Source organism: Streptomyces sp. NPDC058157 (genome assembly GCF_042884105.1).
In the GTDB taxonomy this organism is placed as follows: Bacteria; Actinomycetota; Actinomycetes; order Streptomycetales; family Streptomycetaceae; genus Streptomyces.
In genome coordinates this window covers 37,125-52,959 of record NZ_JBHVUQ010000016.1, presented here as the reverse complement: position 1 = coordinate 52,959, position 15,835 = coordinate 37,125, and the positions used below count along the sequence as shown (strand labels likewise).

The following is a 15,835-nucleotide window of genomic DNA, read 5'->3' as shown; positions in this document are numbered from 1 at the left end:
AGCTTCGTTTCGTCCGACATCGGTGTATCGCCTTTCGGGGAATCTCTGTGCTTCGGAGCTTCGGATCGGTGCGGGAGGAACGGGGGCGGGACGCGGGGAGGGGGAAGGGGCGGCGGGGACGGTCGTGGCTACAGGGATCCGAATTCCTTGTCGATCAGGTCGAAGAGTTCGTCGGTGGTGGCCGATTCGATCTCACGCTCCTCGGACGCGGCACGAGCGGCGCTCGTGGCGTCCACGGGCTGGGACACCGCCGCGCCGGAGGCGCCGAGCCGCTCCAGGAGGGCGCGCAGCCGGGCCTCCGCCTTCCCGCGCAGCACGTCGTCCTGCGCGAGGGAGGCCAGGACGGGCTCCAGGGAGTCCAGCCGTTCGGCGAGCGCGTGCTCCGCGTACGCGTCGACCAGCTCGGCCCGCAGGTACCCGGCGAGCGCGGCCGGCGTCGGGTAGTCGAACACCACCGTCGCGGGCAGGGCCAGACCCGTCACCGGGCCCAGCCCGTTGCGCAGTTCGAGCGCGGTGAGGGAGTCGAAGCCCAGCTCGCGGAACTGCCGTTCGCCGTCCACCGCCGAGGCCCGCGCGTGCCCGAGGACCAGCGCCACCTGAGCGCACACGAGGTCCAGCAGCACGGTGTCCCGCTCCTCGGCGGGCAGCGCCAGCAGCCGCTCGCGCAGCGACGGCCCGGCGGTGGCCGTGGCCCCGGCGGGCTCCGCCGCGCGGGCGACGGCCCGGCGGGCCGGTCCGGCGGTCAGGGTGCGCAGGAGGGCGGGGACCTGGTCGCGGGTGCGCAGGGTGCGCAGGTCGAGGGGGACGGGGACGAGGAGGGGCTCGTCGGTGCCGAGGGCGGCGTCGAAGAGGGCGAGTCCCTGGTCGACGGTGAGCACCTGGACGCCGGAGCGGCCGATGCGTTCGACGTCCTCGTCGGTGAGGGTGTCGCCCATGCCGCCGACCCCGGCCCACAGGCCCCAGGCGAGGGACAGGCCGGGCAGTCCGGCCGCCCGGCGCTCGGCCATGAGGGCGTCGAGGTGGCTGTTCGCGGCCGCGTAGGCGCCCTGGCCGGCACTGCCGAAGACACCGGCGACGGAGGAGAAGACCACGAACGCCGACAGGTCGGCGCCCGCGTCCCGGGTCAGCTCGTGCAGGTTGACCACCGCGTCCGCCTTGGGCCGCATGACCGCGGCCACCCGCTCGGGGGTCAGCGCCCCGATCACCCCGTCGTCCAGCACCCCGGCGGAGTGCAGGACACCGGTCAGGGGCCGGTCGAGGGAGCCCAGGAGCGCGGACAGCGCCTCGCGGTCGGCGGCGTCGCAGCCGGCGATCCGGACCCGCGCCCCCAACTGTTCGAGGTCTGCGGCGAGTTCGGTGGCGCCGGGGGCATCCTGGCCGCGTCGGCTGGTCAGCAGCAGGTCGCGTACCCCGTGTTCGGTGACCAGGTGGCGGGCGAACAGGGCGCCCAGCCCGCCCGTTCCACCGGTGACCAGGACCGTGCCGTCCCCGAACGCGGGCCCCGAGGCCGGGGTGGCCGCGGCCCGTGCCAGCCGCGGTACGAGGACCAGGCCGTCCCGGAGGGCGAACTGCGCCTCGTCCGTGCCGAGGGCCCGCGGCAGCAGGTTCCAGCCCGAGTCCACGTCCGCCGCCTCCACGAGCACGAACCGGCCCGGGTTCTCGGCCTGCGCCGAACGCACCAGACCCCACACCGCCGCCGTGTCCGGGGTCCGCCGCGTGGCGGTGAACACCAGCCGGGACGCGGCGTACCGGGCGTCGGCCGACCAGAGCTGGAGCACCTCCAGCGCCCCGGCCACCGTCCCCGGCACGGGCAGCACCACCACGTCGGGCACCGACCGGCCCGCGTCCACCGCCGCCCGCAGCCCGGCCAGGTCCGGGTACGCGGCGAACGCGACGCCCGCACCCTCCAGACCCCGCCCGGCGGGCGACCCCTCGGCGTCGACCACCGCCCAGTCGAGGACCGACTCGACGGCCTCGGCGCAGGAGGACTCCGCCCACTCCAGGCGGAACAGCGCGTCCCGCAGCGCGGCGTCCCCGAACTGCTCCGCCGACACGGCGCGCAGCGCGAGCGCCTCGACGGCCGCGACGGGCGCCCCGGCCGGGTCGGTGAGCGTCAGCGTCACGGAGTCCGGGCCGGCGGGGGCGATCCGCACCCGCAGGGCGCAGGCCCCGGCCGCGTACAGGGACACCCCGGTCCAGACGAAGGGCAGCCGCGCCCCGTTCCCGTCGGAGAGGAACGCGCCCAGGCCGATGCCGTGCAGGGCGGCGTCGAGGAGGGCGGGGTGGATGCCGTAGCGGGCGGCGTCGGTGGCGGCCTCCGCGGGGAGGGCGACCTCGGCGTAGACCTCCCCGCCCAGCGTCCAGGCGGCGTCGAGCCCCTGGAACACCGGCCCGTAGTCGAGGCCCACCTCGGACATGGCGGTGTACAGCCCCTCCACGTCCAGGGGTTCGGCCCCGGCCGGCGGCCACTCGGCCGGGCCGCCCTCGGGGGAGCGGGCGGCGAAGGACAGGGTCCCGTCGGCGTGCCGCGTCCAGGGCTCCCCGGCGGGGGCGTCCTCGGCCCGCGAGTAGACCCGTACGGACCGCCGCTCCTGCGCGTCGGGCCCGCCGACCACCACCCTGACCTGGACCCCGCCGTCCTCGGGCAGCACCAGGGGGGCCTCCAGGGTCAGTTCGTCCAGCGCGTTGCAGCCGGCCTCGTCGCCGGCCCGCACGGCCAGCTCGACCAGCGCGGCGCCCGGTACGACGGCCTGCCCCATGACCCGGTGGTCGTCCAGCCAGCGGTGGGTGCGCAGGGACAGCCGGGCGGTGAGCAGGAACTCCTCGGACTCGGGCAGTGTGACCGCGGCCCCGAGCAGCGGGTGGTCCGCCGCGTCGAGCCCGGCCTGCCCGGCGTCGGCGGAGGCCTCGGCCGTGTCGTGGATCCAGAAGGTCTCGTGCTGGAAGGCGTAGCCGGGGAGGCCGACACGGGTGACGTCCGCCCCGGTGAAGAAGGCGGCGCGGTCGGCGGTGCCGCCGCCGGTGAGGAGGTGGGCGAGGGCGGTGACGGCGGACTCGGCCTCGTCGCGGCCCCGGCGGAGGGTGGGGACGAGAGCGGTGCTCTCGTGGGTGAGGCAGGGGCGGGCCATGGCGGTCAGGACGGCGTCGGGTCCCAGCTCCAGGAGGGTGGTGGCGCCTTCGGCTTCCAGGGTGCGGATCGCGTCGTGGAAGCGGACGGCTTCACGGACGTGGCTGACCCAGTAGTCGGGGTGGGCGATCTCGTCGGTGACGAGGCCGCCGGTGAGGGCGGAGACGAACGGGATGGCCGGCTGGTGGAAGTCCAGGCCGGTGATGGCCGCGCGGAACTCCTCCAGCATCGGGTCCATCAGCGGGGAGTGGAAAGCGTGGCTGACCCGCAGGGCCTTCGCCTTCACGTCCTGCGCCGCGAGCAGTGCGACCACGCCCTCGACGGCCTCGCGGGCGCCCGAGAGGACGACGGTGTCCGGCCCGTTGACGGCGGCGATGGCCGCGCCGGGGACCAGCAGCGGGACGACCTGTTCCTCGCCCGCCTGGACGGAGACCATGATCCCGCCCTCGGGGAGGGCTTCCATGAGGCGTCCGCGTGCGTTGACGAGTACGGCTGCGTCCGCGAGCGACAGCACCCCGGCCACGTGCGCGGCGGCGATTTCGCCGACCGAGTGGCCGCCGACGAACTTCGGGGTGACGCCCCAGGACTCCACCAGCCGGTACAGCGCGACCTCGACGGCGAAGAGTGCGGGCTGGGTGGTTCCGGTGCGGTCCAGGGCGTCGGCGTCCTCGCCGAAGACGAGCTCCTTGAGCCCGCCGCCCAGTTCCGCGCATACGGCGTCGAAGGCGGCGGCGAACACCGGGAAGGCCTCGTAGAGCTCGCGGCCCATGCCGGTCCGCTGGCTGCCCTGGCCGGTGAACAGCACCGCGAGCCGTCCGCGTCCCGTCGTCGCCTGGCCGGTGACGACGGCCGGGTCCGGCTCGCCCGCGGCCAGCGCCGTCAGGCCCCGGACCAGCGTCTCGCGGTCCCGGCCCACGACCACCGCCCGGTGCTCCAGCTCGGACCGCCCCGTCAGGGAATACGCCACGTCGGCGACGTCGAGTTCGGGCCGCCGCTCCAGGTGGTCGGCCAGCCGGGCCGCCTGGGCGCGCAGGGCCTCCGGCGAACGGGCGGACAGCGCCGCCGGTACCGGTCCGCAGACCGGTCCGCCGCGACGCCTGGGGGCCGGTTCGGGGGCGGCCTCCAGGATGACGTGGGCGTTGGTGCCGCTGATGCCGAACGAGGAGACGCCCGCGCGGCGCGGCCGCCCGGTCTCGGGCCAGGGCCGGGTCTCGGTGACCAGTTCGACGGCTCCGGCCGACCAGTCGATGTGGCTGGACGGGGCGTCCACGTGCAGGGTGGGCGGCAGTACGCCGTGGCGCATCGCCTGCACCATCTTGATGACCCCCGCCGCACCGGCGGCGGCCTGGGTGTGCCCGATGTTGGACTTGACGGAGCCCAGCCACAGGGGCTCGTCGGTGTCCCGGTCCTGGCCGTAGGTGGCGAGGAGGGCCTGGGCTTCGATGGGGTCGCCGAGCTTGGTCCCCGTGCCGTGCGCCTCCACCGCGTCGACGTCGGCGGTGGTCAGGCCCGCGCTGTCGAGGGCTTGGCGGATGACGCGTTGCTGGGAGGGGCCGTTGGGGGCGGTGAGGCCGTTGCTGGCGCCGTCCTGGTTGACCGCGGAGCCGCGGACGACGGCCAGTACCGGATGCCCGTTCGCGACCGCGTCCGAGAGGCGTTCCACGAGGAGCATGCCGACGCCTTCGCCCCAGCCGGTGCCGTCCGCGCCCTCGGCGAAGGACTTGCAGCGGCCGTCCGCGGCGAGCCCGCGCTGCCGGCTGAAGTCCACGAAGGTCTCCGGGGTCGACATGACGGCCACGCCGCCCGCGAGGGCCATCGTGCACTCCCCGCGCCGTAGCGCCTGCACGGCCAGATGCAGGGCGACGAGGGAGGAGGAGCAGGCGGTGTCGACCGTCACCGCTGGGCCCTCCAGGCCCAGGGTGTACGAGACGCGGCCCGAGGCCACACTGCCCGCCCCCGCCGTGCCGCGGAAGCCCTCCAGGCCGTCCGGGATCGCCGAGAGCCGGGCGAGGTAGTCGTGGTACATCAGGCCGGTGAAGACGCCGGTCCGTGTGCCCCGGACGCGCTCCGGGTCGATCCCCGCGTCCTCGAAGGCCTCCCACGCCGTCTCCAGCAGCAGCCGCTGCTGCGGGTCCATCGCGAGGGCCTCGCGCGGGGAGACGCCGAAGAAGCCCGCGTCGAACTCCGCCGCGCCGTGCAGGAAGCCGCCCTGGTCGGCGTACGAGGTCCCCGGGTGGTCCGGGTCCGGGTCGAAGAGGTGGTCGAGGTCCCAGCCGCGGTTGTCGGGGAAGCCGGTGATGCCGTCCCGGCCCTCGGCGACCAGCCGCCACAGGTCCTCGGGGGTCTCGACGCCGCCCGGGTAGCGGCAGCTCATGCCGATGACGGCGATCGGCTCGTCGTCCGCAACCCCGGCCGCGGGCGCCTGCGCGTCCGGTACGCCGGAGTCCTCGCCGACCAGCTCGGTCCGCAGGAACTCGGCGAGGGCGGCCGGGTTGGGGTGGTCGAAGACCAGGGTGGCCGAGAGCCGGATCCCGGTCTGCGCGATCAGCGCGTTGCGGAACTCGACGGCGGTGAGGGAGTCGAAACCCAGCTCGCGGAAGGCCCGCTCGGGCTCCACGACGGCCGGGTCGTCGTGCCCCAGCACTGCCGCGGCCTGCGCACTGACCAGGTCGAACAGGAGGGACCGCTGCTCGGCGACCGCGAGGCCGGCCAGCCGGTCCGACCAGGCCGACCCGCCCGGTGCGGCGGAACCGGCGGAACCGGCGGCGGCCGCGGCGGTCCGGCGGCGCGGGGCGGGCACCAGGGCGCGCAGCAGGGCCGGGACACGGCTCTGGCGGCGCAGGGTGCGCAGGTCGAGGGGGACGGGGACGAGGAGGGGCTCGTCGGTGCCGAGGGCGGCGTCGAAGAGGGCGAGTCCCTGGTCGACGGCCAGGGGGCGGACGCCGGAGCGGCCGATGCGTTCGATGTCCTCGTCGGTGAGGGTGTCGCCCATGCCGCCGACACCCGCCCACAGGCCCCAGGCCAGCGAAAGTCCCGGCAGCCCGGCCGCCCGGCGCTCGGCCATGAGGGCGTCGAGGTAGCTGTTCGCGGCCGCGTAGCCAGCCTGCCCCGCACCGCCGAAGACACCGGCGGCCGAGGAGAAGACCACGAACGCGGAGAGGTCCGCGCCCGCGTCCAGGGTCAGCTCGTGCAGGTGGTGGGCCGCGTCCGCCTTGGGCCGCAGCACGTCGGACACGCGCTCGGCGGTCAGGGAGGAGACCACGCCGTCGTCGATGATCCCGGCGCAGTGGAGGACGGCGGTCAGGGGCCGGTCGAGGGAGTCCAGGAGCGCGGACAGCGCCTCGCGGTCGGCGGCGTCGCAGCCGGCGATCCGGACCCGGGCGCCCAACGCCGTCAGCTCCGAGGCGAGTTCGGTGGCGCCGGGGGCATCCTGGCCGCGTCGGCTGGTGAGCAGCAGGTCGCGCACGCCGTGCTCGGTGACCAGGTGGCGGGCGAACAGGGCACCCAGCCCGCCCGTGCCGCCGGTGATCAGCACGGTGCCGTCCCCGAACGCGGCTTCCCCGGCCGGGGTGGCGGCGGCCCGGGTGAGGCGGGGCACGAGGACCCGGCCGTCCCGGAGGGTGAGCTGCTCCTCACCGGCCGCCAGCGCGGCGGAGATCCGCTCCCAGGAGGCCTCGACGTCGGCGGCCTCGACCAGGGCGAACCGGCCGGGGTTCTCCGTCTGCGCGGAGCGCACCAGCCCCCACACGGCCGCCGTCGCCACGTCCTGCCGCTCGGCGGTGAACACCAGCCGGGAGGCGGCGTACCGCTCCTCGGCCAGCCAGGACCGCACCAGCCTCAGGGCCTCGGCGACGGCGGAGTGCACCTCGCCGCCCGGAGTGGGCGTGACCACGTACGCGGGGACGGTCTCCCCCTCCTCGCCCAGCCGCGCCCACGCCCCCGGCTCCCCGCCGCCGACGGTCGCCTCGGCCCACTCCACCCGGAACAGGGCGTCGCGCAGGGAGCCGTCTTCGAGCTGTTCGGCGGTGACGGCGCGCAGGGCGAGGGATTCGACGGTGGCGACGGGGGCGCCGGTCTGGTCGGCGAGGGTGAGGGTGACGGAGTCCGTCCCGGCGGGGGCGATGCGCACGCGCAGGGCCGCGGCCCCGGTGGCGTGGAGCGAGACCCCCGACCAGTTGAACGGAAGCCGGGCACGGCCGGGTTCCTCGGGGACGAAGGATCCGAGCCCGATGCCGTGCAGGGCGGCGTCCAGCAGGGCCGGGTGCAGGCCGAAGCGACCCGCGTCGGCGGTGGCCTCCTCGGGCAGGGCGACCTCGGCGTAGACCTCCTCCCCGAGCCCCCAGGCGGCCTTGAGCCCCTGGAAGGCGGGCCCGTAGCCGAAGCCCAGCCCGCCCAGCACCTCGTACAGCCCGTCGGTGTCGAGCGCGGTGGCTCCGGCGGGCGGCCAGGCCGTCAGCGGCGCATCCGGCGCATTCAGCGCAGCCGGCGCACCCGGAGCACCCGGCGCGTCCGGGCCGGCGACGACAGCACCGGCGGCGTGGCGGACCCACGGCTCGCCGGTGTCGGCGTCTTCCGGGCGGGAGAACAGGCTCAGCGCGCGCCGGCCGTGGGCGTCCGGCTCGGCCAGCATCAGCCGCAACTGCACCCCGCCGGACGGTGGGAGCACGAGCGGGGCCTCGATGGTCAGGTCGTCGAGCAGTCCGTGGCCGACCTCCTCACCGGCCCGTACGGCCAGCTCCACCATGGCCGCTCCGGGGAAGACGACCTGGCCGTGCACCTGGTGGTCGCGCAGCCACGGGTGGGAGTGGAGCGACAGCCGGCCGGTGAACAGCATCCCGAACGCACCGGGGAGGGTGACGGCGGCACCGAGGAGGGGGTGGTCGGCGGCGGCGACACCGGCCGAGGCCACGTCCCCGACCGAGCCGACGGAGGTGGACACCCAGAACGTCCGGTGCCGGAACGCGTACGTGGGCAGGTCCACGCGGGCGGCACGGGAACCGGCGAAGAACGCCGCACGATCGGCGACGGCCCCGGCGGTGAGCAGCCGCCCCAGGGCGGTGACGGCCGCCCCGGCCTCTTCGCGGCCCCGGCGGAGGGTGGGGACGAGAGCGGTGTTCTCGTCGGCGAGGCAGGGGCGGGCCATGGCCGTCAGGACGGCGTCCGGACCCAGCTCCAGCAGGGTGGTGGCGCCTTCGGCCTCCAGCGTCCGGACGGCGTCGTGGAAGCGGACGGCTTCACGGACGTGGCTCACCCAGTAGTCCGGGTGGGCGATCTCCTCCGTCACCATCCCGCCGGTCAGGGCGGAGACGAACGGGATGGCCGGTGGCCGGAAGTCCAGGCCGGCGATGGCGGCGCGGAACTCCTCCAGCATGGGGTCCATGAGCGGAGAGTGGAAGGCGTGGCTGACGCGCAGGGCCTTCGCCTTCACGTCCTGCGCCGCGAGCAGTGCGACCACGCCCTCGACGGCTTCCCGGGCGCCGGAGAGGACGACGGCCTCGGGCCCGTTGACGGCCGCGATGGCCGCGCCGGGGACCAGCAGCGGGGCGACCCGCTCCTCGGAGGCCTGGACGGAGACCATGACCCCGCCGTCCGGCAGGGCCTCCATGAGCCGTCCGCGGGCCCCGACCAGCACCGCCGCGTCCGCGAGCGACAGCACCCCGGCCACGTGCGCGGCGGCGATCTCACCCACCGAGTGCCCGCCGACGAAGCCCGGGACGACACCCCAGGACTCCACCAGCCGGTACAGCGCGACTTCGACGGCGAAGAGGGCGGGCTGCGTGGTCCCGGTGCGGTCCAGCACCTCCGCGTCCTCGCCGAAGACGACCTCCTTGAGCCCGCCGCCCAGCTCCGCGCACACCGCGTCGAAGGCGGCGGCGAACACCGGGAACGCCTCGTACAGCCCCCGGCCCATACCCGGCCGCTGGCTCCCCTGCCCCGTGAACAGCACCGCCGGCCCGCCTCCCGGCCCGGCCGGCGAGCCGCCGCCGTCGCGCTCCAGGGTGCGCAGACCGGCCAGGACCTCCGCACGGTCCCGCCCCACGACCACGGCGCGGTGCTCCAGAGCCGTACGCCCCGTCAGGGAGTACGCCACGTCGGCGACGTCGAGTTCGGGCCGCCGCTCCAGGTGGTCGGCCAGCCGGGCCGCCTGCGCCCGCAGGGCCTCCGGGGAACGGGCGGACAGCGCCACCGGTACCGGTCCGCAGACCGGTTCGCCGCCCGGCGCGGGAGCCGGTTCGGGGGCGGCCTCCAGGATGACGTGGGCGTTGGTCCCGCTGATGCCGAACGAGGAGACGCCCGCGCGCCGCGGCCGCCCCGTCTCCGGCCAGGGCCGCTGCTCCGCGAGCACCTCCACCGCGCCCGCCGACCAGTCCACCTCCGCCGACGGCGCGTCCACGTGCAGGGTGCGCGGGAGTACCCCGTGCCGCATGGCCTGCACCATCTTGATGATCCCCGCGACACCGGCGGCGGCCTGGGTGTGCCCGATGTTGGACTTCACCGACCCGAGCCACAGCGGTTCGCCGTCCCCCCGCCCCTGCCCGTAGGTGGCCAGCAGCGCCTGGGCCTCGATCGGGTCGCCCAGCCTGGTGCCCGTGCCGTGCGCCTCCACCGCGTCCACGTCGGCGGTGCCCAGCCCGGCGCTCTCCAGGGCCTGGCGGATGACCCGCTGCTGCGAGGGCCCGTTGGGGGCGGTCAGCCCGTTGCTCGCGCCGTCCTGGTTGACCGCCGAGCCGCGGACGACGGCCAGCACCGGATGCCCGTGGCGCACGGCGTCCGACAGCCGCTCCACCAGCAGCATGCCGACGCCCTCGGCGAAGCCCGTGCCGTCCGCGCCGTCCGCGAAGGACTTGCAGCGGCCGTCCGGGGCCAGCCCGCGCTGGCGGCTGAACTCCACGAACGTCGACGGGGTGGACATCACGGTCACCCCGCCCGCCAGGGCCAGCGCGCACTCCCCGCGCCGCAGCGCCTCGGCCGCCAGGTGCAGGGCCACCAGGGACGCCGAGCAGGCCGTGTCCACGGTCACCGCCGGGCCCTCCAGGCCCAGGACGTACGAGATGCGGCCCGACACCACGCTCGCCGCGCTGCCCGTCCCCACGTACCCGCCGAGGTCGTCGGCGGAGGCGGCGGCCAGCGTCCCGTAGTCCTGCCCGTTCGTGCCGATGAACACCCCGGTGGACGATCCGCGCAGCGGCGCCGCGTCCAGCCCGGCCCGCTCCACGGCCTCCCAGGCCGTCTCCAGCAGCAGCCGCTGCTGCGGGTCCATCGCGAGGGCCTCGCGCGGGGAGATGCCGAAGAAGGCGGCGTCGAACTCGGCCGCGCCGCGCAGGAACCCGCCCTCGCGGACGTACGAGGTGCCCGTCCGCTCGGGGTCCTCGTCGACGAGCCGGTCGAGGTCCCAGCCGCGGTCGGCGGGGAACGGGGTGATCCCGTCGGCCCCGGACTCCAGCAGCTCCCAGAACTCCTCCGGAGACTCCACCCCGCCCGGGAAACGGCAGCTCATCCCGACGATGGCGATCGGCTCGCCGGCGGCGGCCTCCACCTCCCGCAGGCGGTCGTTCGCCTTGTCCAGGTCGGAGGTGACGCGCTTCAGGTACTGGAGCAGCTTCGCTTCGTTGGAGGTCTGGGGCGTGTTGGACATGCTGGAAGGTCACCCGGTTCGTGTGGTGGTGCGTGGCGGGCAGGCGTGGTCAGGGAAGGGGGAGGGGGAGGGGGAGGGGACGGGGGAGGCGCGGGGAAGGCGCGGGGAGGACGGGGCCCGAACGGGGCTAGAGGGCGCCGTACTTCTGGTCGATGTAGGCGAACACGTCCCCGGCGTCGGCCTCGTCGAGCTCCAGGGCCGCGGGCTCCTCCTCCGCCCCGGCCGGGTCGATCTTCCCCAGCAGGACGCGCAGCCGGTCGGCGATCTCCGTACGGGCGTCGTCCGCGTCGTCCAGGGCGAGGGCCGCGCGTTCCAGCCGCTCCACGTCCGCGATCAGCGCGGCCGCCGGGTCCGCGGCCAGCTTCAGCTCGGAGAGGAGCTGTTCGGCGAGGGCGAGCGGCGTCGGGTGGTCGAAGACCATCGTGGGGCTGAGCCGCATCCCGGTGGCGGAGCCGAGCCGGTTGCGGAACTCGACGGCGGTCAGGGAGGCGAAGCCCAGCTCGCGGAAGGTGCGGTGCGGCTGGACCGTCCGCTTGTCCGCGTGGCCCAGGACGACCGCGGTGTGCACGCACACCAGGTCCACCAGGGCGGCCGTCCGCTTCTCGGGGTCCAGCGCGGCGATCCGCTCGCGCAGCCCGGCCCCGGCCGGCTCCCCGCCCGCCGCGCCGGCCCGCTCGGCCGCCAGGGCGTCCAGCACCCGGGCGGCCTCGGGGACGCCGCGGAGGAGGGCGCTCGGGCGGCCGGCGGTGAAGTCCCGGGTGAACCGCTCCCAGTCGAGGTCGCCGATCACGGCCGTCGGCGCGCCCGCGGCGACGGCCCGGGCGACCGCCGGGACCACGTGCTCGGGGCGCATCGGCACCACCCCGCCCCGGGCCAGCCGGTCGTCCACCTCCCCCGTGCCGTCGGTGGCCATGCCGCCGCCCGCCCAGGCGCCGAACGCGATCGACACGGCCGGGAGGCCGAGGCCCCGGCGCCGCTCGGCGAGCGCGTCCAGACCGGCGTTGGCGGCGGCGTAGTTGGCCTGCCCGGGCGAGCCCAGGGTGCCCGCGACGGAGGAGAACAGCACGAAGGCGTCCAGGTCCACGTCCCGGGTGAGCTCGTCCAGGTGGCGGGCCGCGAGGACCTTGGAGCGCAGGACCGGCTCGAACCGCTCCGGCGTCAGGGTCTCCACCAGGCCGTCGTCGAGGGTGCCCGCGGTGTGCAGGACCGCGGTCAGCGGCTCGTGGGCCGGGACGGCCGCGAGGAGCGCCTCCAGGGCGGCGCGGTCGGCCGCGTCGCAGGCGGCGATGGTGGTGGGCACGCCCAGCGCGGTGAGCTCCGTGAGGAGTTCGGGCGCTCCGGGGGCCTGGAGGCCGCGCCGGCTGGTCAGCAGGAGCCGGGAGGCGCCGTTCGCGGCGAGCCAGCGGGCGAAGCGGGCGCCGAGGGCGCCGGTCCCGCCGGTGACGAGCACGGTCCCGCGCGGCGTCCACGCCCCGGCGGGAGCGGCCGTACGGGTGAGGCGGCGCCCGAGGAGGCCCGAGGCCCGTACCGCGGCCTGGTCCTCGCCGCCGTCCGCCGCGAGCAGGGCGGCCAGCCGCTCCTGGGAGCGCGGGTCGGCGGGCTCGGCCGGCAGGTCCACCAGACCGCCCCACGACTGCGGGCACTCCAGCGCCGCGACCCGGCCCAGCCCCCACACCTGCGCCTGCCGGGCGTCGGCCGGCCGCTCGCCGGGCCCGGCCGCGACCGCGCCCCGGGTGACCGTCCACAGCGGGGCCGGTGAGGAGGCGTCACCGAGCGCCTGGAGCAGCAGCAGCGTCCCGGCGAGCCCGCCGGAGACGGCGGAGCCGTCCGTCCGGTCCCGGGTGTCGAGGGCGAGCAGCGACAGCACCCCGGCGAGGTCCGCGGCGTCCCGCTCCGCCTCCGCGAGGAAGGCCCGGTACTCCGCCCGGCCGGCGGGGTGCGCGGGCACGGTCCGCACGAGGGCCTCGGCCCCGTGCCGGGTCAGCGCCCCGACCACCGCGTCCGTCCAGGCGTCCGCCGTGTGCCCGGCGGGCACGGCCACCAGCCAGGTCCCCGTCAGGGCGGGCCGGGCCGGCTCGTCCGCGAGCCGGGTCCACGTCGCCTCGTACGTCCACTCCGCCGCGGCCGAACGCTCCCGTTCCCGGGCCCGCCAGGAGGTGAGCAGCGGGAGTGCGGCGCGCAACGCGTCCAGGGAGGCCTCGTCCCCGGCGTCGCCGAGCTCCAGCGCCGAGGCCAGGGAGGCGGCGTCGGCCTCCTCGACGGCGGCCCAGAAGCGGGCGTCGCCCGCGTCCCGGGCTGCCGGGAGGGCGGCCGTGGCGTCGAGCCAGTACGGGGCGCGCTGGAAGGCGTAGGTGGGGAGGTCGACGGCGGCGGCGGGCGTGCCGGTGAAGAAGGCGGCGCGGTCGGCGAGGCCGCCGGCGGTGAGGAGCTGGGCGAGGGCGGTGACGGCGGACTCGGCCTCGTCGCGGTCCCGGCGGAGGGCGGGGACGAGGACGGTGTTCTCGTCGGCGAGGCACGGGCGGGCCATGGCGGTCAGCACCCCGTCGGGCCCCAACTCCAGCAGGGTGGTGGCGCCTTGGGCCTTCAGCGTCCGGACGGCGTCGTGGAAGCGGACGGTGTCGCGGACGTGGCTGACCCAGTAGTCGGGGTGGGCGATCTCGTCGGTGACGAGGCCGCCGGTGAGGGCGGAGACGAACGGGATGGCCGGTGGCCGGAAGTCCAGGCCGGAGATGGCGGCGCGGAACTCCTCCAGCATGGGGTCCATGAGCGGGGAGTGGAAGGCGTGGCTGACCCGCAGGGCCTTGGACTTGACGCCCAGGGCGCTGAGCAGCGTGACGACCTCCTCGACGGCTTCCCGTGCACCGGAGAGGACGACGGCCTCGGGGCCGTTGACGGCGGCGACGGCCGCGCCGGGGACCAGCAGCGGGACGATCTGCTCCTCGGAGGCCTGGACGGAGACCATGACCCCGCCGTCCGGCAGGGCCTCCATGAGCCGTCCGCGGGCCCCGACCAGCACGGCCGCGTCCGCGAGCGACAGCACCCCGGCGACGTGCGCGGCGGCGATCTCGCCGACCGAGTGCCCGCCGACGAACTTCGGGGTGACGCCCCACGACTCGACGAGCCGGTACAGCGCGACCTCGACGGCGAACAGCGCGGGCTGCGTGGTCCCGGTGCGGTCCAGCGCGTCGGCGTCCTGCCCGAAGACGACCTCCTTGAGGCCCTCCCCGAGTTCCGCGCACACCGCGTCGAAGGCGGCGGCGAAGACCGGGAACGCCTCGTAGAGCTCGCGACCCATGCCGGTCCGCTGGCTGCCCTGGCCGGTGAACAGCACCGCGAGCCGCCCCCGCCCGGTCGCCTGCCCGGTGACCACGGCCGGGTCCGGCTCGCCCGCGGCCAGCGCCGTCAGGCCCCGGACCAGCGTCTCGCGGTCCCGGCCCACGACCACCGCCCGGTGCTCCAGCTCGGAGCGGCGGGTCAGCGCGTGCGCCACCTCGCCCGTGCCCAGCTCGGGGCGGCCCTCCAGGAACGACAGCAGCCGCCCGGCCTGCGCCCGCAGCGCCTCGGCCGAGCGCCCCGACAGCGCCACCGGGACCGGGACCGAGCCCGAGACCGAGACCGAGACCGGTTCCGCGACCGGCTTCACGGCCCCGTCCCCGGCGGGGGGCTCGGGGGCCTGCTCCAGGATCACGTGGGCGTTCGTGCCGCTCGCGCCGAAGGAGGAGACCCCCGCACGGCGGGCCCGGCCGGTCTCCGGCCACGGCCGCTCCCGCGTCAGCAGCTCCACCGCGCCCGCCGACCAGTCGATGCCGGAGGAGGGCACGTCGGCGTGCAGGGTGCGCGGCAGGACGCCGTGCCGCAGCGCCTGCACCATCTTGATCACCCCGCCGACGCCGGCGGCGGCCTGCGCGTGACCGATGTTGGACTTGAGCGAGCCCAGCCACAGCGGCAGGCCCGCCTCGCGGTCCTGGCCGTACGCGGCGAGCAGCGCCTGCGCCTCGATCGGGTCGCCCAGCGTGGTCCCCGTGCCGTGCGCCTCGACGGCGTCCACGTCGGCGGCGCCCAGCCCGGCGCTGTCGAGGGCCTGGCGGATGACGCGCCGCTGGGCCGGGCCGTTGGGGGCGGTGAGGCCGTTGCTGGCGCCGTCCTGGTTGACGGCGGAGCCGCGGACCACGGCCAGCACCCGGTGGCCGCTCCGCACGGCGTCCGACAGGCGCTCCACGAGCAGCATGCCGACGCCCTCGGCGAAGCCGGTGCCGTCCGCGCCCTCGGCGAAGGACTTGCAGCGGCCGTCGACGGCCAGCCCGCCCTGCTTCATGAAGTCGAGGAACATCACGGGGGTGGACATGACCGTCGCACCGCCCGCGAGGGCCATCGTGCACTCCCCGCGCCGCAGCGCCTGCACCGCCAGGTGCAGGGCCACCAGCGACGAGGAGCAGGCGGTGTCCACCGTCACCGCCGGGCCCTCCAGGCCCAGCGTGTAGGAGATCCGGCCCGTGGCCACGCTGCCCGCGCTGCCGTTGACCAGGTAGCCCCGGAGCTCCTCGGGGACCTCGCCGGCGCCCGTCCCGTAGTCGTGGTACATCAGCCCGGCGAAGACGCCGATCCGCTGCCCCTTCACCGACAGCGGGTCGATGCCCGCCCGTTCGAACGCCTCCCACGAGGTCTCCAGCAGCAGCCGCTGCTGGGGGTCCATGGCCTGCGCCTCGCGCGGGGAGATCCCGAAGAAGTCGGCGTCGAAACGGTCCGCGTCGTACAGGAACCCGCCCACCGGGTCGTGCCCGGTGGGCGCGTAGGCCGCGCCGACGTTCCAGCCGCGGTCGGCGGGGAAGGCCGACATCCCGTCCGCGCCGGAGGCGACGAGCTCCCAGAGCTCCTCGGGCGAGGTCACCCCGCCGGGGAAGCGGCAGCCCATCCCCACGATGGCGACCGGCTCGCCCGCGGCGGCCTCCGCCTCCCGCAGGCGCCGCCGGGTCTCCTGGAGGTCGGCGGTCGCCTTGCGGAGGTAACTGCGGAGCTTCTCCTCGGTGTCTGCCATCGCGGAGCCGATCCCCGTTCCTGTAGTAGCCGTCGTC

General features: G+C 76.2%; 1 protein-coding gene and 1 pseudogene. Both read right to left on the bottom strand.

The genetic code is table 11. From position 1 onward, the window contains the following. Nucleotides 1–128: 128 nt before the first annotated feature. A complete protein-coding gene (locus tag ACFVXK_RS06535) occupies nucleotides 129–10,763 on the bottom strand; it encodes an SDR family NAD(P)-dependent oxidoreductase (RefSeq protein WP_389610401.1) in 10,635 nt (3,544 codons plus the stop codon). Between the two features lie 127 nt (nucleotides 10,764–10,890). Then, nucleotides 10,891–15,792, bottom strand: a pseudogene (locus tag ACFVXK_RS06530) (type I polyketide synthase); the annotation flags it as partial. Between the last annotated feature and the right edge of the window lie 43 nt (nucleotides 15,793–15,835).